Annotated in this window: 16 protein-coding genes and 2 pseudogenes; 2 read left to right on the plus strand and 16 right to left on the minus strand. The window is 66.9% G+C overall.

What is annotated here, in order from left to right:
* The first annotated feature begins 151 nt into the window (after positions 1-151).
* Positions 152-922 (plus strand): SDR family oxidoreductase, encoded by a 771-nt coding sequence (locus GTV32_RS09210; protein WP_161059941.1) that lies wholly within the window; start codon positions 152-154, stop codon positions 920-922.
* Between the two features lie 113 nt (positions 923-1035).
* Here the strand turns inward: GTV32_RS09210 and GTV32_RS09215 are convergent, their stop codons facing one another.
* The 3 genes from GTV32_RS09215 to GTV32_RS09225 form a co-directional block, all read right to left on the minus strand.
* A complete protein-coding gene (locus GTV32_RS09215; protein ID WP_161059943.1) occupies positions 1036-1662 on the minus strand; it encodes a trimeric intracellular cation channel family protein in 627 nt (208 codons plus the stop codon).
* 114 nt (positions 1663-1776) lie between these two features.
* A complete protein-coding gene (rpmF, locus tag GTV32_RS09220) occupies positions 1777-1950 on the minus strand; it encodes a 50S ribosomal protein L32 (RefSeq protein WP_124707982.1) in 174 nt (57 codons plus the stop codon).
* Positions 1951-2124: 174 nt separating this feature from the next.
* Positions 2125-2829 (minus strand): DUF4190 domain-containing protein, encoded by a 705-nt coding sequence (locus GTV32_RS09225; protein ID WP_161059945.1) that lies wholly within the window; start codon positions 2827-2829, stop codon positions 2125-2127.
* 122 nt (positions 2830-2951) lie between these two features.
* Here GTV32_RS09225 and GTV32_RS09230 point away from each other — a divergent pair, with 122 nt between their 5' ends.
* Positions 2952-3899 (plus strand): AEC family transporter, encoded by a 948-nt coding sequence (locus GTV32_RS09230; RefSeq protein ID WP_161059947.1) that lies wholly within the window; start codon positions 2952-2954, stop codon positions 3897-3899.
* A gap of 1 nt (position 3900) precedes the next feature.
* Here the strand turns inward: GTV32_RS09230 and GTV32_RS09235 are convergent, their stop codons facing one another.
* From GTV32_RS09235 to GTV32_RS09295, 13 genes and pseudogenes are all read right to left on the minus strand, one after another.
* Positions 3901-4542 carry a DUF1707 and DUF2154 domain-containing protein gene (locus GTV32_RS09235; protein WP_161059949.1) on the minus strand — a complete coding sequence of 214 codons (642 nt, stop codon included), beginning with the start codon at positions 4540-4542 and terminating at the stop codon, positions 3901-3903.
* A 111-nt stretch (positions 4543-4653) separates the two neighbouring features.
* Positions 4654-6651, minus strand: a complete 1998-nt coding sequence (locus GTV32_RS09240) for a VWA domain-containing protein (protein WP_161059951.1) — start codon at positions 6649-6651, stop codon at positions 4654-4656.
* A 32-nt stretch (positions 6652-6683) separates the two neighbouring features.
* Positions 6684-8129: a sigma 54-interacting transcriptional regulator gene (locus GTV32_RS09245; protein WP_161059953.1), complete on the minus strand. Its 1446-nt coding sequence runs from the start codon at positions 8127-8129 to the stop codon at positions 6684-6686.
* A gap of 39 nt (positions 8130-8168) precedes the next feature.
* Positions 8169-8752 (minus strand): annotated as a pseudogene (locus GTV32_RS09250) (TIGR03086 family protein).
* A gap of 5 nt (positions 8753-8757) precedes the next feature.
* Entirely contained in the window at positions 8758-9252 is a 495-nt protein-coding gene (locus GTV32_RS09255; protein ID WP_161059955.1) for an SRPBCC domain-containing protein, read from the minus strand.
* The gene (locus GTV32_RS09260) at positions 9249-9626 is read right to left on the minus strand and encodes a metalloregulator ArsR/SmtB family transcription factor (RefSeq protein ID WP_161059957.1); all 378 of its coding nucleotides are present in this window, start codon (positions 9624-9626) and stop codon (positions 9249-9251) included. The genes GTV32_RS09255 and GTV32_RS09260 overlap by 4 nt, the downstream gene beginning before the upstream one ends.
* A gap of 133 nt (positions 9627-9759) precedes the next feature.
* Positions 9760-10654 (minus strand): annotated as a pseudogene (locus tag GTV32_RS09265) (TauD/TfdA family dioxygenase).
* Positions 10655-11096: 442 nt separating this feature from the next.
* Complete coding sequence (locus GTV32_RS09270) at positions 11097-11840, minus strand: sulfite exporter TauE/SafE family protein (protein WP_161059959.1); 744 nt, start codon at positions 11838-11840, stop codon at positions 11097-11099.
* Between the two features lie 12 nt (positions 11841-11852).
* On the minus strand, positions 11853-13430 hold the full coding sequence (gene purH, locus GTV32_RS09275) for a bifunctional phosphoribosylaminoimidazolecarboxamide formyltransferase/IMP cyclohydrolase (protein WP_161059960.1): 1578 nt from the start codon (positions 13428-13430) through the stop codon (positions 11853-11855).
* A complete protein-coding gene (gene purN, locus GTV32_RS09280; RefSeq protein WP_202422367.1) occupies positions 13427-14005 on the minus strand; it encodes a phosphoribosylglycinamide formyltransferase in 579 nt (192 codons plus the stop codon). The genes purH and purN overlap by 4 nt, the downstream gene beginning before the upstream one ends.
* 119 nt (positions 14006-14124) lie before the next feature.
* Positions 14125-15579, minus strand: coding sequence for a low temperature viability 1 family protein (locus GTV32_RS09285; protein WP_237421506.1), 1455 nt, complete (start codon positions 15577-15579; stop codon positions 14125-14127).
* Between the two features lie 167 nt (positions 15580-15746).
* The gene (locus GTV32_RS09290) at positions 15747-16895 is read right to left on the minus strand and encodes a hypothetical protein (protein WP_161059967.1); all 1149 of its coding nucleotides are present in this window, start codon (positions 16893-16895) and stop codon (positions 15747-15749) included.
* Positions 16896-17027: 132 nt separating this feature from the next.
* Entirely contained in the window at positions 17028-19052 is a 2025-nt protein-coding gene (locus GTV32_RS09295) for an acetoacetate--CoA ligase (protein ID WP_161059969.1), read from the minus strand.
* Between the last annotated feature and the right edge of the window lie 7 nt (positions 19053-19059).

The following is a 19059-nucleotide window of genomic DNA, read 5'->3' on the forward strand; positions in this document are numbered from 1 at the left end:
ACACTGTTCGTTCTTGACAATGAGCACTGTTATGACAATGCGTGTTGTCAAGATAGCATCGGGGTGTGAGGGAGTAAACAGGTTCGGGCCTATACTGACCGGTAACTTACCGTCGAAATACCCTCTCAACTGGGCAAAGGCAGGAGAATACATGTCATCGATCTTCATTTCCGGCGGTGCGGCAGGTATCGGTCTGGCCACCGCGGAACGCTTCGACCGGGAGGGATGGACGGTCGGTGTCTACGACGTCTCGGACGAGGCGCTGTCGAAGGTGAAGGCGAATCATCCCGACTGGATCGTCGGCAAGCTCGATGTCCGCGACCCCGACGAATGGGCCGAGGCGCTCGCCGATTTCACCTCGCACACCGGCGGACGTCTCGATGTGCTCGACAACAACGCGGGCATCCTCGTCGAGGGGCCGCTGCACGAGATCTCCCCCGACGCGGTGCGACGTCAGATCGACATCGACGCCCTGGGCGTGGCGCTGGGCGCGCAGGCAGCGTTTCCGTACCTGAAGGCGACACCGGGTGCACATCTGGTCAACATCGCCTCGGCGTCGGCGATCTACGGGCAGCCCGGCATCGCCACCTACAGCGCCACCAAGTTCTTCGTCGGCGGGCTCACCGAGGCGTTGGAACTGGAATGGGAACACGACGACATCCGCGTCGTGGGCATCTGGCCACTGTGGGCGAAGACAGCCCTCGCCGACAACGACGCCAAGTCGACGAAGACCCTCGGCGTGCGGATCACCCCGGCGCAGGTCGCGGAAAAGGTCTGGGAGTCCGTGCATCCGACCCGACAGGACAAGCTCCTGCATCGCACCAGCTATTCGGTTGGGGCACAGACTCTCTTCCTCGGCAACGCCGCGAAGTTCATCCCGAACTTCCTCAACCGGGCAGTCAACAAGTTCATCGCCCAGTAGGGCGCTTCACCACCGACAGCCGCGACGGTTTCCGGCAGCCGCGACGGGTAAATGGGGTCGCGGCTGCAGGGAACCGTCGCGGCTGCGGGAGAAGGGGCGTGTGGGTGGGTGTGTCAGTTGCGGCGCCACAGTCCGCTCGGCGCCGTCGGCAGCCGTAGGCCGAACACCAGGCCGGTGATCCGCAGGCCGGTGGCCAACACGGTGCCGATCACCAGCCACACCCAGGTGGGCGCCGACGAATAGGTGGCACCGACGCCGACCACGCCGGCACCGAGGAGAGCGGGAACCGCGTAGAGGTCGGCGGGTTGCAGCAGGAGCGGGATCTCGTTGGCCAGCACATCACGCAGGATGCCGCCGCCGACAGCCGTCAGCAGACCGACGAGGGTCGCGGCGAATGCGCTCGCGTGCTCATCGATCGCGATGGAGGCACCACTTGTGGCGAACAGGCCCATCCCGATCGCGTCGAGGAGCAGCACGCTGCGACGCAACTCGGAGAACGCCGGGTGAAAGAAGAAGACCACGAGGCTGGCCACCACGGCGACGACGATGGGCGGCCAGTTCTGGACCGACGTCGGCGGGGTGATCCCCAGCAGGACGTCGCGGAGAATGCCGCCGCCGACCCCGGTCAGCGCACCGACGGTGAGAATGCCCCAGAGATCGAAATCCTTACGCACACCCAGTAGTGCGCCGGAGGCGGCGAACACCACGATGCCGACGTCGTTGAGGATCTCTTGCAGCACCCGATCATCGTGTCAGCAGCCGGTGAGCACAACAACGACCGCCCCGGCAGGCCGGGGCGGTCGTTGTGAAAGTATTCGCAGCTTCGACGTGACGCCGAAGTCAGCGGAATGCGCTCAGCGGCGATCCAGGTCGATGATGCCGGCCTTGGCGGCCTTCACGAGGCGACGCGGAATACGCTGTGCGACGCCGTTCACCTTCACCTCTTGCAATGCCGGGTTGTCCGCTTTCCACTGCGAACGACGGCTGCGGGTGTTCGCCCGCGACATCCGGCGCTTGGGTACAGCCATGGTTGAGCCCTTCTCCTACGTGCGAGTCTGTGGGGACCGCCCGGCATGGTGCCGGTAGGTCCCGTCGATCCGTGCGCCCGGACTGTCACAGCTTCGAGCCGGTCAGGCGCGGCACACAACCAGACCAGACTACCGGGCCGTGGCCCAAGCTCCAAAACGTCGCCCCGTCCGGTCCTACGACGACGTGGCGACTGCTCCGGCGATGAGCACGATCAGCATGATGAGCAGGAAGATCACCACCAGGGCGATGGAGATCCAACCGAGGATCAGGCCCGCCTTCGCCATGCCTTCGCCGTCCTGGGCTCCCGCCGAGGCCTCGATCTCGTCGCGCGCCGAGTTGCCCAGGATCACCGCCACCACACCCAGCACGCCGGGACAGACGAGGAATGACCCGATGCCGCAGATGAGGGCCGCTATCGCTTTTCCGTTGGTCTGACGCACTCCCGGGTAGCCCGCGCCATACGGCGCGCCGTAGTACGGCGCCGCCCCGTACTGAGGCGCCCCATACTGTGATGCCGAGCTGTATTGCGGTGCCGAGCCATACTGGGGCGCCGAGCCGTACTGGGGTGCCGAGCCGTACTGGGGCGCCGAGCCGAACTGAGGGCCGACGCCCTGGTGCGGAGCAGCCTGCGACCCCGTGCCGTACTGGGGACCCGCACCATAGTCGGGAGCCGAGCCGTAGTGTTGCCAGCCCTCGTACTGCTGTCCGGCATCGCCCGGAGCAGTGGGGTGATCGGACGCCTGCGAGTCGAGGTGGGCCGTCGGGTGCTGTTGCTGCGCGTCGTCGGCACCCCTCGGCTGATCGGCCACCGGCTCGGTCTGGTCATCGGCCGCGCGCTGGTCCTGTGGATTCTGCGGGCCGTCGGTCGGATTCGTCATCGAAAGGTCCTTTCCACGGCACCCAGCGTATGCGACCGGTCCGCCGACGGGCCCGCGTCGACGGCCGACGCGGATCCGACGCCCGCGAACGGCCCGCCGCGCGAGGTGCATACACTCGCCCGGTGTCAGGAGTGGTCTCGGGCTTCACCGTCATCTTCATCATGGTGGGGATCGGGTACATCCTCGGCCGCACCCGGGTGCTGGGCGACGGCGCCCACGAGGTGCTGTCGCGGCTCGTCTTCTTCGTGTGCACACCCGCCCTCCTGTTCCACTCGCTGATCACCTCGGATCTGTCCGTCATCTTCTCGACGACGCTGGTCATCGCGGGTGGCAGTGCCCTCACCATCGGCCTGGTGTACGTCGTCGTCGCCCGTCTGTGGCTCCGCAGCGCAATCCCTGAACTCGCCATCGGCGGCCTCGCCTCGTCGTACGTGAACAGCGTGAACCTCGGGCTCCCGATTGCGATCTTCGTCCTCGACGACGCGTCGTTCATCGCACCTCTGCTGCTGTTCCAGATCCTGGTGTACTCACCGATGGCACTGATCACCCTCGACCTCACCGTCACCGATACGGGGACCGGGCGGGCGGACCGCACGTCCACGCTTCGCGATGCCGTGGTCGCGCCACTGACCAACCCGATCGTCGTCGGCGGTGTGGCGGGATTGGTGATCTCGGCGATCGGCTGGATGCCGCCCGCCGCGGTGATGGAACCGATGAAGATGCTGGGGAACGCCTCGGTACCCGGCGCCCTTCTCGCGTTCGGGCTCTCGTTGACAGGGGTCGCCGTCTTCAAGAAGGGCCAGAGCCCCCGACGGGCCATCGCCCTGGCCTCGGTTCTCAAAGTGGTGGCGATGCCCGCCCTCGTCTACATCGTGGCGCGGTGGGGCTTCGGCGAAACCGGCCACCAGTTGTTCGCGCAGGTGGTGATCGCCGCACTGCCGACGGCCCAGAACGTACTCGTCTACGCCACCCGATATCGACGCGCGCAGATCATGGCCCGCGACACCGCATTGATCACCACATTGGCGTCCATCCCCGCGATCGGGATCATCGCCCTTCTGCTCGCCTGAGTCAACGCCGCGACGGCTCCTTGCGGTCCTTCCGCTTGACCTCGACCCCGCCCATCAGCGCGAACCCGACAACGCGGACGGTCGGCGCACCGGGGACGCCCGGTCCGGCCGCGCGGCCACCGAAACCGCCCATGAGCGGCCAGCCGTTGATCTCGACGGACACGTCGGGTGGCACGGTGATGTCGACGGCGCCCATGATCGCGGCGCAGCGGATGGTGAGCACCTGAGCGGTGAATTCCACTTCCCGAAGGTCGATCTCCACAGCGCCCATGATCGCGGTGGCCGTGATGCTGTCCGCGACCACCACGGTGCCCTTGATCTCGGCCGCCGACATCAGCGCGAAGCGGTGTGCCACCGGCCGACGTCCGGTCGACGCGACCACCCGACTGGTGGAGGGCTCTCCGACGAAGGGCATCGGCACCCCCAGCTGGCCGACGGGAAGGTCGTCGGTCAGCTCGTCGAGCTCACCGAAAGTCTTTGCCGTGACGGCCCTTCCAGCGCGCTCCTCGTACTCGGCGGGCGAGAGGCTGCCCCCGGCCATCGCTGCGGACAGGATCTGGTGCACGAGTTCGCGATCGGAATCGGCTGCCCGCAGACGAGCTCGGCGATCGTCAGGGGCAGGTAGATCCTCGGGTGTTGTCACAGAGTAGGAGCCTAGTGGCCGCGGTCCGGTGCGACCACCCTGATTTCTTGGCGCGGCCCTCGTCCGGACACACCCAGGAAACCCTGATCCGTCACCCTGAGGGACACTGATTCATCGACGTTGACCGCGCCGCGAATGCAGATAGTCCCCGACCACCGCGGCCCCCAACCCGTCGACATCCGGCGCGACCACTCGGCCACCGATGCGGCGTGCGATCTGGTCCATGAAGTGCGCCAGGCCCGGATCTTCGCCGAGCCGGAAGAAGGTCACCTGCGCTCCGAGCCGCGACACGTGGTCGAGTTCGCGCACGGTGACCGCGATCGTCTGCGGGTGCGGCGGATAGAAGAAGAACGGTTCCCCGCTGGGATCGAGGTGGGCGGTTGGCTCACCGTCGGTGACCACCAGCACCACCGGCTGCGCGTTCGGGAACCTGCGCAGGTGACGCTGGGCGAGCAGCAACGCGTGGTGGAGGTTGGTCCCCTGTTCCATGCGTGGCTGGAGTCCGGTCAGCTCGGCGATGTCGATGGACCTCGCGTACCGGCCGAATGCGATGAGGTGCAGTTCGTCGCTGCGGAAGCGCGTGGAGATCAGGTGGTTGAGCGCAATCGCCGTGCGCTTCATGGGTGTCCACCTACCCTCCATCTCCATCGAGAACGACGTGTCGACCAGCAGCACAACGGCTGCCTGGGTGCGGGCCTCGGTCTCGGCGACCTCCACGTCACGGACGTCGATACGCACCCCACCACGCGCCATCTCCGACGACATCAGCGACGGCTCGTCGCTCTCCGAGACGGTGCGCAACACCGCATTCGACACCGTCCGGGTGACGTCCCACGGATCGGTGTCGCCGAACTCCCATTCGCGCGAGGCGCCGGTCGGCTCCCCCAGCGCGCCGGTTCGCCGGGTCTGACGGTCGCCACGTCCCGAGAGCTGCTCGGCGATGTCCCGGAAGATCGACTGCCCCAGCTGGCGCATGGCCTTGGGGCTCAGTCGCAATTGCCCGTCGGAGGTGCGGTCGAAGAAGCCCTCCTCCGACAATGCCTTCTCCAGTTCGGCGAGGCGCTGCGCATCGACGGCAGCTTCGTCACCGAGCTGACGGGCCAGTGCGTCGAGATCGAGGTCGTCCATCTGAGCGCCGGCATACTGCTGGGACAGCTGCTCGCTGAGGGCCTCCAACTCGGAGATGTCGCGCAGCGCGGCCGCCCCTTGCCCCAGCCCCATCTGCTGGTCACCGGAGAACGATTGCGCGTTGTCCCAGTCGAGACCGGGACGCGCCTCGCGAAGCGCCGAATCCATCTGCGCCAGTTGGCTCATCAGCTCCGGCGAACCGAAGGCCTGCTGGGCCAGCTGATCGAGCTCGGCTCGTTGCTCGGGCGTCAGCGAATTGTAGAACTGCTGGGCCGCGGCCGCGCGCTGCGCCAGCGAATCGATGAGTTCGGAGGTGTTGCGGGGGTTCTCTGGAAAGAAGTCCCCGTGCTTGTTCATGAACTCGTCGAACTGTTCGGTCGTGTCCTCGCCGCGATTGTGCGCTTCGAGCAACTCGTTGAGATCCGACAGCATCTCCGAGACACGTTGCCGGTCCTGCTCATTCGCCCCTTCTAGGGCTTCCTTCATCCCCGCGAAACGCTGGTCGAGCAACTCACGCCCGAGCAGGTCCTTGATCTTGTCGTAGTCTTCCCGGGCCTGCGGGCTGCGCCAGTCGTATTCCGACAGTTCCTCGACCGCCTGTGCCGTAGAGGGCGGCAGACTGCCGATCTGCATCTCCTTGAACCGCGCGTCGTCGTCGAGGTCGCGCGCGAGTTGCTTGCGTTCCTCGAGGACCGCACGATCGAGCAGTTCGCGGATCTCGGCGAAGGTACCGTCGAGGTTCCGTTGCTTCAGCAACTCCTGACGCCGACGTTCGGCCTGTTCGCGGAGCTTGTCCAGGCCGCGCATGTCCGGCGTCCCCCGACGGAGGAACTCACGCAACGCACGCTGCGGCGATGCACCCGCCATGACGTCGTCGCCGATGTCCCGCAACGCTTCGCGGAGGTCGACGGGCGGCGCCAGCGGATCCGCACCGCCGGCATACCGCTGATATCGCGACCGATGGAAACTCTTGTTCACCATGGTGTTCGGCTCCGTTTCTGCAGCGGTCGAACTCAGCCGTAGATCGTCTGCCCGGTCTCGTCGGCTTCCTTGCCGATCCGCCGGGCGAGGAACAGACCTTCCAGCGCCAGTTCGATTGCGCTTGCGCGTTCGCCGTCGAGCTCCGCATCGAGGCGCGCGGCGATGTCGTCGAGGACCGGGGAGGTGGCCTCCGGGTCGGGGATCGATCCGAGCAGATCGGCGGCGGTGACGCGGTCACCGGTGACCACCGGTTCACCGTTCTCCAACGCGTCGACCAACGGCGCCATGTCGATGCCGCCGAGATGGGCGCGCACCGTGTCGGCGACCGATTTACGCATCAGATGTTCGAGGATCTCGAGCTCGCGCCCCTCCTCACCGGACTCGAATTCGATCTTGCCCCGCAGGACCTCGATCACCGACTCGAGGTCGACGACCCTGGCCACCGGCACGTCTTCACCGGTCACCGTCGCGCGGTGCAGCGCGGCGGCTGCGACCGTCTCCGCCCCGGCGATGGAGAACCGGGCGGAGACCCCGGAACGCTGGTCGATCGACGGGTGGTCGCGGGCGTACCGGGTGAAACGCGCCAGGATCTCGGTGATGAAGGTCGGCACCGTCGCGGTGAGATCTGCCTCCTGCTCGATGACCGCGATCTCGTCGTCGAGTTCCAGCGGATAATGAGTCCGGATCTCGGCGCCGAACCGGTCTTTGAGTGGCGTGATGATGCGACCACGGTTGGTGTAGTCCTCGGGGTTGGCGCTGGCCATCACGAGGACGTCGAGCGGCAGACGCAGCGTGTAGCCACGGACCTGGATGTCGCGCTCCTCCATCACGTTCAGCATCGACACCTGAATGCGTTCGGCGAGGTCGGGAAGTTCGTTGATGGCGACGATGCCGCGATGGGACCGAGGGATCAGACCGAAGTGGATGGTCTCGGGATCGCCGAGGCTCCGCCCCTCGGCCACCTTCATCGGATCGATGTCGCCGACCAGGTCTGCGACCGAGGTGTCCGGGGTTGCGAGTTTCTCGGCATAACGCTGGCTGCGGTGCCGCCATTCGATCGGCAGGTCGTCGAGCAGATTGGCCGTCTTGCGAATGGATCCCGGGGTGATCGGCTCGTAAGGGTGCTCGCCGAGCTCGGAACCGGCGATCACCGGAGTCCACTCGTCGAGCAGGCCGACCAGTGTTCGCAGGATGCGGGTCTTGCCTTGACCGCGTTCGCCCAGCATCACCACGTCGTGTCCGGCGATCAGCGCCCGCTCGAGTTGTGGGATCACGGTCGCCTCGAACCCGACGATGCCGGGCCAGGGGTCACGGCCCTCGCGCAACGCGTTCAACAGGTTGTTGCGGATCTCGTCGCGCACGCTGCGCTGGACGTGGCCACTCGCGCGCAGCTCACCCAGGGTTCGGGGCGACGGGTGGTGGGTTTCGGTGGACTGGGAGGTATGTGTGGTGAAGTTCTCCTCTGGCACCTTGTCCACGGTACTCCGCAGTCGACGGGATCATCGCAGTCGACGGGATCATCGCGGCGAAGGTGGCGACCACTTTGGATCACGGCCGATGAAACCCACGAGCCGTGCGAGGGGATCTGCGTCGTCGGCGACCGGGACCGCGGGCCCGTACTGCCCGGAGCCGCGCAGCATCTCCTCGATCCCGGCCATCCCGCGAGTAGTTGCTCGGCGTATCCCGGATCAAGGGGCGGCGTATGGCCGGTGGACGCGCCGAGATCCCACGTGTGCATGTAGACGTCGGCCGTGTAGAACCGGTCGACCGCGTCGGCGAGTCGATGCTCACCCGCCATCGGATGCCTGAACGTGTCGTCGGCGGCCGGGCCGTCGAGCAGCTCCTGGACGGCCGACGTATGCGCCTTCCATGCGTCGGCCGGGCCGTCCGCGACCGGGGGGCCTACTGGTAGCTCCACTCCCCCTCCGGCGAGAAAGCCGGGAAACCACTCGACGAGGTGAGCGACGACGTCACGCGCCACCCACCCGTCGACCGGGGTGGCCACGTCCCAGTCCGGGACGGCGGCGATCTCTGCGGCGAAACCGGCGGCGACAACTCGATGTCGCTCGGCGGGCGAGAGCCCGACGATGGAGTCGGCCACCGGATTCACACCTCTCCCGAGGCGATCAGCTGCTCGAGGGCGGCGTAGCCATCGTTGACGCCTTCCTCCATGCCGGATGCGAGCCATCCGTCTCGGGCCTCGAAGCTGTCGCACAGAGACTGTGCGTGCAGACGCGTCATACCGTCGCCGATATCCTCGAACCACAGCGTCTCGAGCGCCACCTGATCGGGCATCCCCTCGAAGGTGAAGGTCTGTACGACCTTGTCGTCGGAGACCGAATGGAAACATCCGCGGAAGCCGAACTCTTCGCCGTCGCGCTCGGACACGTAGCGCCAACTGCCACCGTCGCGCACATCCCAGTCGATGATCCGACTGCTGATCGAGCTCGGGCCCACCCACCGGACGAACAGCTCCGGGTCGGTGTGCGCCTTCATCAACTGGGCCGGCGTCCCGCGGAAATCGCGCGTGATCCGGATGATCGGAACCTCCTTGTCGGCCTCGATCGCCGCCTCCGAGTAGCGAGTCTGTACTGCGCTCATGATGCCTTTCCTTTCCGTCGTGGTCTCTCGTCCTCGCGACGTTGTGCCGCGGGGCCGTCGTTCATCTCCGCGAGCAGGACGTCGAGGCGCTGATAGCGCTCTTCGGCCTGCCTGCGATAACGCTCGATCCATTTGGTCATGAGGTCGAACACCTCCGCTTCCAGATGGACCGGGCGGGTCTGTGCCTCCCGGGTACGGGTCACCAGGCCGGCGTCCTCGAGCACCTTGAGGTGCTTGGACACGGCTTGGATGCTGACGTCATACGGGTCGGCGAGCTGACCGACCGTCGCGTCGGAGACAGCCAACCGCGCGACCATGTCGCGCCGGGTCGGGTCCGCAAGTGCGGCGAACACCTTCGACAACTCGTCGGCCACCTGAATCCTCCTCAACCGTTTGGTTGAATACGAGTCTGCGCCGCGCGTCGAGCGTTGTCAACCTTTTGGTTGAATAAGACGAGGCGACGTCGTCTCGACATCTGTTCCCTGAGGAGCGAAGCGTCTCGAAGGGTCAGCGGGGGCCGACGGGCTCGTCACCCCGGAGGGTGATCCGATGCATCACGCGGCGGATGTCGCCATAGTCGCGATTGGCATAGTGCAGTGTGTTGCGGTTGTCCCAGAGCACCACATCGCCGAGCCGCCACCGGTGCCTGATGATGTGCTCGGGTTTGGTGAGGTGTGCGTAGAGGAGATCCAGGATTGCGCGACTCTCCGCATCGGAGACCCCGTCGATGTGCGACGTGAAGCCCGGATTGACGAACAGGAACCTACCACCGGTCTCCGGGTGAATCCGCACCACGGGATGACTGACCGGCCGGAGTTCGGTGACCTCCGCACCGTCCCAAGTGTTTCCGCGTCCACCGCGGCGTTGCTCGAGGTAGTAGCCGAACGCGCGGTTGCCGTCGTGCACCGCGGTGAGGGAATCCGCCAGGCGACGCACCGGCTCCGAGAGGGACCGGTAGGCCAGCTCCGCGTCGGCCCAGTTCGTGTCACCGCCGTTGCGCGGCAACACCACCGGTCGCAGGATCGACCCCATCGGGGGTCGCGGCATGAACGTGACGTCGGTGTGCCAGACGTCGGCGAAGCCGTCGTCTGGCACTGTCGAGCGAGTAGACCTCGCCGGGGACGTCACCGCTGTTCCATACCGGATGCCCGAAGGTGAGATCCCCGAGCCGACGGCCGAACTCGATGTGCTCGGCATCGTCGATCTCCTGCCCGCGCAGCACGATGACCTTGTACTCGGTCAGGGCACGTCGCAACGCGACGATCTGGTTTTCGGTGGCAGACGCGACGTTCACGCCACGAATCTCGGCACCGAAGGACGGGCCGTACTCGTCGATGTCGAACTCGACACCGGCGGAAAGGATGTCAGTCGCGGTGGAGGGTGGGGTGACGGACCGGGTCATGGGAGATCCTCCACGGAAGGCGCCGGATGGGTAGTGTGCTGCCGTTTCAGGGGCGCGACCCGTGATGCGACCCGTCCGACCAGTTCATCCGATGCATCCCGGTCGACGTGCCTGCTGAACTCGGCGGGGGCGAACGTCATCTCGCCTTTGTAGTGAACCGACGCAACCCTCTCCAGGGTTTGTCGCACGCTGGGTGAAAGGGCTCAGATCCCTCCTCCTTCTCACCGATAGCAACCCGTCGCCCGCCGACGGCAACACGATCTGCACCGAGAGCATCGGCGCTATCGGCGAATTGCCCACCATCAGGATGGACCCTGCACCTCGATCTCACCGACGAGAGGGGTTGTGGCGCGCTGTCCGGGTTGCCGTCGGCGGGATTTGTGTTGCTGTCGGCGGGATTTGTGTTGCTGTCGGCGGGCGGCGGGCGGCGGGCGGCGGCACGTCAGCGCACGGCAAGCCATCCGGCGAGGGCCAGTCCTCCAACCGCGACGGCTATCCGCAGCGGCCCCGGCGGCAGCCGCTTCACCACGGGCGGTCCGCACCAGCCCCCGATGAGGCAGCCGATGGCCATCGCCAGCGCCGCCCACCAGTCCACCGGCCCGAAGATCATGAACCCGATGGCCGCAACGGTGTTCGCGATACCCAGGAACAGCGACTTCGACAGCGCAGCTCGCCACAGCGGCTCGCTGGTGAGCACCAGCATCAGGGCCAGCACCATGATTCCCGCTCCGGCGCCGAAATAGCCGCCATAGACGGAGATCACCAGCAACGAGATCAACCACACCCACGGCCGGTCCTCGTGGCTCGTCGCCCAGCGCCGGAGGATCGGCTGACACAACAGTGCGACCGCGGCGAGGGCGACGAGGAACGGCACGATCGCCTCGAAAGCGCCGGGCGGGGTGAGCAACAGGGTCACCGCGCCGATCGTGCCTCCCACGAGCGATGCGATGACCCCGCCGATCAGGCGTCGCCGGTCACCGTCGAGCAGGACCCGGCCGGACTGCGACGTGCTCCCGATGCCGACCGCCACCAGCGACACCGTGTTGGTGACGTTCGCCGCAATAGGACTGAGCCCCACCGCGAGGAGCGCCGGGTAGCTGACCACCGATGCCAACCCGGTGATGTACCCGATGAGCCCGGCCCCGAACCCGGCCAGAACCAGGAACGCGAATTCGGCCAGACTCACAGATTCACGTGCTCAGTGAGCGAAATGTCGTGCGCCCGTGAGGTACAACGTGACGCCTGCCTCCGACGCCGCCTCGATGACCTCGTTGTCGCGGATGGATCCGCCGGGCTGGACCACCGCCCGGACACCCCCCGCGATGAGCACCTGCAACCCGTCGGGAAAGGGGAAGAAGGCATCCGAGGCGGCCACGCTGCCGGACGCCCGATCAGCGGCGCGTTTCACGGCGAGGTGCGCCGAGTCGACGCGGTTGACCTGGCCCATACCGACGCCGACCGACGCGCCGTCGTGGGCCAGCAGGATCGCATTCGACTTCACCGATCGGCAAGCTCGCCAGGCGAATTCGAGATCGGCAATGGTCGCGGGGTCCGCTGGGGCGCCCGCGGCCAACGTCCAGTTCGCCGGGTCGTCGCCGTCGGCGTCGAGGACATCGCGCTGCTGCATGAGGAGTCCGCCGGAGATCGGCTTGGTCTCCACCCCGGCGCGCTGCGGCGCCGGCGCTGTCAACACCCGGATGTTCTTCTTCCGGGTCAGCACCGACAGCGCACCGTCGGCGAAACCGGGGGCGATGATGACCTCGGTGAAGATCTCGGCGACCTGCTCGGCCATGGCGACGGTGATCTCGCGGTTCGCCGCGATCACCCCGCCGTACGCGCTCACCGGGTCGCACGCATGGGCTTTGCGATGAGCTTCCGCGATATCGGTTCCGACGGCGATGCCACACGGATTGGCGTGCTTGATGATGGCGACGGCTGGGCCGTCGAAGTCGTGTGCGCTACGCCAGGCCGCGTCCGCATCGGTGTAGTTGTTGTAACTCATCTCCTTGCCGTGCAACTGCTCCGCGGCCGCGAGGCCGCCGCCCGCCTCGCTGAGGTAGAGCGCTGCCGCCTGGTGCGGGTTCTCGCCATAACGCAACAACGACGACCGGGTCCAGGTGGCGCCGACCCAGTCCGGGAAGGTCTCGGAGTCCGCGGACGGGGCCACCACACTGGACATCCACGATGCGACCGCCACATCGTAGTCGGCGGTATGGCGAAATGCCTTGGCTGCCAAGGCCTTGCGGTCGTCCAGCGTGAACCCGCCCGCCGACAACGCATCTTGCACGACGGTGTAGTCGGCGGGGTTCACCACCACTGCGACGGTCGGGTGGTTCTTGGCCGCCCCACGGACCATCGAGGGGCCGCCGATGTCGATCTGTTCGACACATTCATCCGGTTCCGCGCCCGACGCGACGGTCTCGGTGAACGGGTACAGGTTGACGATGACCAGATCGAAAGCCGCGATACCGAGGTCGGCGAGTTGGTCGACGTGGCTCTGCTTGCGACTGTCCGCGAGGATTCCGGCGTGCACCATCGGATGCAACGTCTTGACCCGGCCGTCGAGGCATTCGGGGAACCCGGTCAACGTCGACACCTCGACCACCGGGACTCCGGCGCCGGCAATCGTTTTGGCCGTGGAACCGGTGGAGACGATTTCGACACCTGCACCGTGCAGGGCCGAGGCCAGGTCGGCGAGGCCGGTCTTGTCGTAGACGCTGACCAGTGCGCGGCGGATCGGGCGTCGAGCGCCACCGGCGGGGCTCTGTGGATTCACGGGATGTCGGCCTTTCGTCCGTCGATCACTACACCTTTGGTGACGAGTGCGGTCACCACGTCGGCGAGCAGCACACGCTCGACCGATTTGATTCGTTCGTGGAGCGTGTCAGCGGTGTCGTCTGCTCGCACCGCGACGGGCTCCTGCGCAAGGATCGGCCCGGTGTCCACGCCGGCGTCCACCAGGTGCACCGTTGCGCCGGTCACCTTCACGCCGTGGGCGAGAGCCTCCGCGACCCCATGCGCTCCCGGAAACGCCGGCAGCAGTGCCGGATGAGAGTTCACGATGCGACCACCGAACCGGGAGAGAAATGCGGGCCCAAGGATTTTCATGAATCCGGCGGTCACGACCCACGCCGGGTCGTATTCGGCGACCTGCTGGGTCAACCGGACATCCCAGGCTGCACGGTCGGGATGATCGGCGAGGCGGACGTCCACGAGCGGGATGTCGTGGGATGCGGCGATGTCGCCGGCGCGGCACTTCCGGTCCACCACGATGGCCACGATCCGGAACGGTGCGTCCTGGTCGACCCGTGCGAGCAACGATTCGAGAAGCGAACCGGTACCCGATGCCATCACCACGATGGGTACGCGAACCGCAGGCACGGACGGCTCTGCGGGGACTGCGTTCACACCAGGAAGCCTAGTGGGCGGCACGAATGCCGGGCTCGTCGGGGCGGTGCGCTCGCCCGCCGTCAGCGCGGGTCGCCGGAGTATTCGACATCCTCGTCCGACGTGCCCACGGTGTCATGATCATCGGCGGTGTCGTACTCGCCGATCTCGTCGACTGGTTCGGCACCGTCCCACTCCTCGTCGCCTTCCCACTGATCGTCCCACTCGTCCTCGGCCCAGGCGTCGTAACCTTCGTCGTACTCCCAGTCGTCGTCCGCGGTGAGGTAGTCGTCTTCGTAGCCGGACTCGTCACCCTCGAAGAATTCGTCGTCGACGTCGAGCGCCTCGCGGGCGGCGCGAGTGGACGGAAGGGTTCCGTAGATCAGCGCGACGACCATGCCGGTGACGGCTATCCACCCCAGGGTGAAGACCCCCGCGGTGGGCAATGTGACGCCGGCATCACCGAACTCGCCGAGCACCCCGCCGGCCATCGAACAGAGAACCACCATCATCGACGCGGCGACCGCACCGGCGACCGCCACGGATCGGACGTTCGCCAGCGGATCGATGTCCCGGCAGCGCCACGCCACCAGCAGCGCAATCGACGCCGGGATGACGAATCCGAGAATCCCGAGCATGCCTGCGCCGTTCTCGGGCAGCACTCCCAGGACCGGCAGCGGAGGTACCGGTCCCCCGTGGACGTCGAGCAGATCGACGGTGGCGCCGCCGACGTGGACATCGGACCCGACGAGCACCGCCGCCGCTCCGATGACGGCGTTGGGCAGGTAGAGCACCGACAGCGCGGTGAGGCCGAGGTAGCCGTCGAAATCGCTGCCCCCGCCGATCAGGTCACCGACGACTCCCCATCCCATGACCAGTCGGATCACGACAAGTGCGGCCGCGCACGTGAGTAATGCAACCACCGCGAACATGCCCAGACGTGCGCCGCGCCGGACCGCGGGGGTGATCCCGAAGCGGTCGTACCATTCGCTCCGACGCTGCCAGAGGATCCCCAGGGTGGCCGCCGCCGCGTGGATACCGGCCGTATAACCGAATGCGGTCAACGCGGCGGGGCTCTGTACGGGAAAGACCGAAGATCCGTCCATCACGACGGCGAGCGAGAGCGCCGTCATCAGCATCGGGCCGCCCAGCGCCGCGAACACGACCGCCACGAGCTCGGACGTCGGACGCTCCGGGCCACTGACCGATCCCGCCATCCGCGCGGCTCCGGCAGCCACCGCAATGGTCGGGAGCAGCGGGAGCACCCCGACGGTGACGCCACTCATCGTCAGCGGCACCTGGTGGATGGCGAGCCAGATGGCGCCGACCGCGGTCGCCAGACCGTCGAGTCCGCTCCCGGCCGACAGCAGCACGGTCAGCACGACCACAGCCGTCACCAGGATCGTGACGACCGGGACGGCGAACGCGACGACGATGAGCTCACGTGCGGACCCGTCGGGCATCGTCCGCTGGGCGCGACTCGACTGCCGCATCTGGCGCAGACGCGACGCGAGGTTCTCAGCTGTTGGCGAGGGCATCATCATGAGAGTGACACGACCCAACCGTCACACCCGGCAGACGCGCCGCGCCAACCTCAGAAAGCGACACCCGTCGCAGGCGTCGCACGTCGACGGTGCGAGGTCCGTGCAGCGCGACGCCCCGCCGACGATGTCGACGGGGCGTCCGTTGGTGCGTTGCGCGGAGGTCAGTGACCGCCGGACTGCTCCGGTTTGTTGATGGCGGTCGTCGCGTCCTCACTGCCGCCCTGAGCGGCCGGCCGGGCGCCGGCGGTGTAATCGGCCGACGTCTCGGACGCCCCCGCGGTGGCGCTGTACCCGCCAGGTGACGCGGGCGCCGCCTGCGACGACCCGTAGGCCGACGCACCGTAACCGGGCTGTGCGGCGCTGCTCGAGCCGTAGCCGGGTTGTGTCGACGATGAACCCGACGTGCCATAGGCATCCCCGTACGGCGACGCGCTCTGCGCCTGACCGGGGGCCTGCGCGTCGCCGTAGCCGGCCGACGAGGACTGGGCGTCCCCCTGGGCCTCCGGCGCCTGGGACATGACCTGCGTCTGCGGCGTCGCGTCGGCCGCGCCTGCCCGCTCCGTGGCGGGGGATGCGGTATCAGGCGCAGCCTTGACGAAGTCCAGCACCAGCAACAACCAGAACACGGCGAGCGCCGCGACGATCAGCGACAGCACGAGCTGGGTGTAGTCGATTCCCGAGTTCGCGATGAACTCCGACCCCCTCGACGCGGTGTGGATCACCGCGAAGATGTCTGTGATCGCAACGGCGACCGCGCTCGCCGCGATCACCGGCACGAAGATCTTGGTCTCGATTCTCGGATGCAAGGTCAGCACCGACAGCAGGGCGATGAACGCCATGTACGGCAGGTAGGCGCCGAGATTCCAGAAGCTCACGATCGCGTTGACGCCGGCCACTGCCGCGACGGCGATGGCGAGCAGCTGACCGATGTTCGCCGGCAGGCCCTGCCCCTGCGGCTTGGGTGCGGTGGAACCGTACTGCCCATAACCCTGCGGGTACTGCTGCTGGCCGTAGTTCTGCGGATACTGCTGCTGGCCATAGTTCTGCGGGTACTGCTGCTGCCCGTAGTTCTGCGGGTACTGCTGCTGCCCGTAGTTCTGCGGGTACTGCTGCTGCCCGTAGTTCTGCGGGTACTGCTGACCGTAGGTCGGCTGCTGGCCATAGCCTTGTTGGCCCTGTCCTTGCTGGCCCTGTCCCTGCTGGTCATATCCCGGCTGCTGCCCGTAGCCCGCACCTTCCTGGTGGCCGGACTGTGAGTAGCCGCCGTACTGCCCGTAACCCTGTTGGCCGGATCCCGGTTGGTAGGTCATCGCATCTCCTGCTCAGTCGTCTCTGCCCCCGCGGTGAGCGCATGTACCGGGCCCCACGCTAGTACATGTTTTTCGCAGCCCCCACGGGATGGGATTCACCGCCGGGCCCGATGCCGCGATGACCTGCGCCTTCTACCACTGATGCGCACTTCCGCGGTCCGCGTACCACTGGATCAGTGAGTAATCGTCCACGGACTTGGGGTCGATGTTGACATCGGCGCGTCCCGCCAGGATGCCGGTCACCGGGACCTCGAGTTTCTTGCCGGTCCGGGTATGCGGGATACCCGGAGCCTCGATCACCTCGTCGGGCACGTGACGTGGCGACAACCTGGTCCGAACCTCCGACGCGATGCGTGCGGTCAACTGGTCGTCGAGGTTCGCGCCCGGCACGAGCGTGACGAAGAGCGGCATCCAATATGTTCCGCGCGGGCCGTCCACGCCGAGCACGAAGGCCTCGGCGATCTCGTCGATCCCCTCCACCACCTCGTAGATGTCGGCCGACCCCATGCGGATTCCGTGCCGGTTCAATGTGGCGTCGCTGCGACCGTGGATGATCATCGACCCGCGATCGGTCACCGTGACCCAATCGCCGTGCCGCCACACCGGTTCTGGCGGTGGCGAGGCCCACTCGTGCGTGAAGTACGCATCGCGGTACCGGGCCCCGTCGGGGTCATTCCAGAACGCGACGGGCATCGACGGCATCGGCGCGGTGATGACCATCTCTCCGACCTCGTCGATCAGCGGCGTACGGTCGGGCGCCCAACTCTCCAGGGCCACCCCCAGATACCGGACCGAGAGCTCGCCGGCGACGACCGGGACACCGACCGAACCGCCGGCAAAGGCTGTGACCACGTCGGTACCGCCGCTGATGGATGAGATCGGCAGGCCCGCCTTCACGTTGTCGTCGACCCAGGTGAACAGGTCGGCCGCGAGAGTCGATCCGGTGCTGCCGAGCGTCCGCAGAGCGGCAAGGTCGTGATCCCGCCCCGGATGCAGGCCCGCCTTGCGGGAGGCCTGCAGCTGCCCTGGACTGGTACCGAAATAGGTGACTCCTTCGGATTCGACGATCTGCCAGAGTCGATCGGCATCGGGAAAGAGCGGAGAGCCGCTGTAACAGACTATCCTTGTGCCGCAGAGCAATCCGGCGACCTGAAAGTTCCACATCATCCAGCTGAGTGCGGTCTGCCAGAAGAATACGTCGTCGGGTCCCAGATCCCCGTGCAGTCCAGCCGCCTTGAGGTGTTCGACGACGACGCCACCGTGGCCGTGGACGATGCCCTTGGGCTTGCCGGTGGTGCCGGAACTGAACAAGACCCAGAGCGGGTGGTCGAACGGAACCGATGCCGGCTCGAGAGCCTCCTCCCCTCGGGCGCCGATCGCATCCGCGTAGTCGATCCGACGACGTGGCCCGGAACCCGGTTCTGCGTCGACAGCGCCATCACCTGATGCGGCACCATCCGGTGGTCGCACCACGATGTGCGCGACGAGTCCCGGCAGGAGATCGGCCAGCGCGGCACTGTCGGCACACTTGTCGACGGCCTTGCCGTTGTACCGATAACCCGCTGCGGTGACGAGGACCTTCGGGTCCAGTTGCGCGAGCCGGCCTGCTGCCCCCTCCGGCGCGTAGTCCTGCCCACAGCCCGACCAGATGGCACCGACGTGCGCGGTGCCGAGGAATGCGATGACGGCCTCGGGGATGTCGGGTAGGTAGGCGGCCACCACATCCCCGACGCCGACACCGAGATCGGTCAGTGTCCGCGCGAACCCGACGACCTGTTCGGTCAGTTCCGACCACGCGACCTCGGTCCGTCCACCCTCCTCGTCGACACCGACGATCGCCGCGCCCCGCCGGTCGGTGTGCCGCATGATCGCGGATACGTAGTTGAGCCGCACGTCGGGGAACCACCGTGCGCCCGGCATCTCGCGATTCGCCAGTACATCGGTGTCGTCGACCAACCCGCGCCCGTCGGCGGTCTCGGCGATGTCATCGAGATCGTAGAAGTCCCACAACGCGCGCCAGAACTGTGCAGGCTCGTCGACCGACCACTGCCACAGTTCCGCGTAGTCTGAGAGTGCCCGGCCCGACCGCTCGCGCGCGGCGGTGGCAAACGAATCGATGTATGTGGACCGGGAAGTGCTCTGCCGGGAATCGCTCACGTTTCCT

The organism is Gordonia sp. SID5947, from assembly GCF_009862785.1.
GTDB lineage: Bacteria > Actinomycetota > Actinomycetes > Mycobacteriales > Mycobacteriaceae > Gordonia.

Coding starts and splice junctions, on each gene's coding strand:
- purN (WP_202422367.1), bottom strand. CDS start 14,005: ATGGCATCGGGTACCGGTTCGCTTCTCGAATCGTTGCTCGCACGGGTC.
- rpmF (WP_124707982.1), bottom strand. CDS start 1,950: ATGGCTGTACCCAAGCGCCGGATGTCGCGGGCGAACACCCGCAGCCGT.
- GTV32_RS09285 (WP_237421506.1), bottom strand. CDS start 15,579: ATGCCCTCGCCAACAGCTGAGAACCTCGCGTCGCGTCTGCGCCAGATG.
- GTV32_RS09210 (WP_161059941.1), top strand. CDS start 152: ATGTCATCGATCTTCATTTCCGGCGGTGCGGCAGGTATCGGTCTGGCC.
- GTV32_RS09255 (WP_161059955.1), bottom strand. CDS start 9,252: ATGAGCGCAGTACAGACTCGCTACTCGGAGGCGGCGATCGAGGCCGAC.
- GTV32_RS09225 (WP_161059945.1), bottom strand. CDS start 2,829: ATGACGAATCCGACCGACGGCCCGCAGAATCCACAGGACCAGCGCGCG.
- GTV32_RS09290 (WP_161059967.1), bottom strand. CDS start 16,895: ATGACCTACCAACCGGGATCCGGCCAACAGGGTTACGGGCAGTACGGC.
- GTV32_RS09240 (WP_161059951.1), bottom strand. CDS start 6,651: ATGGTGAACAAGAGTTTCCATCGGTCGCGATATCAGCGGTATGCCGGC.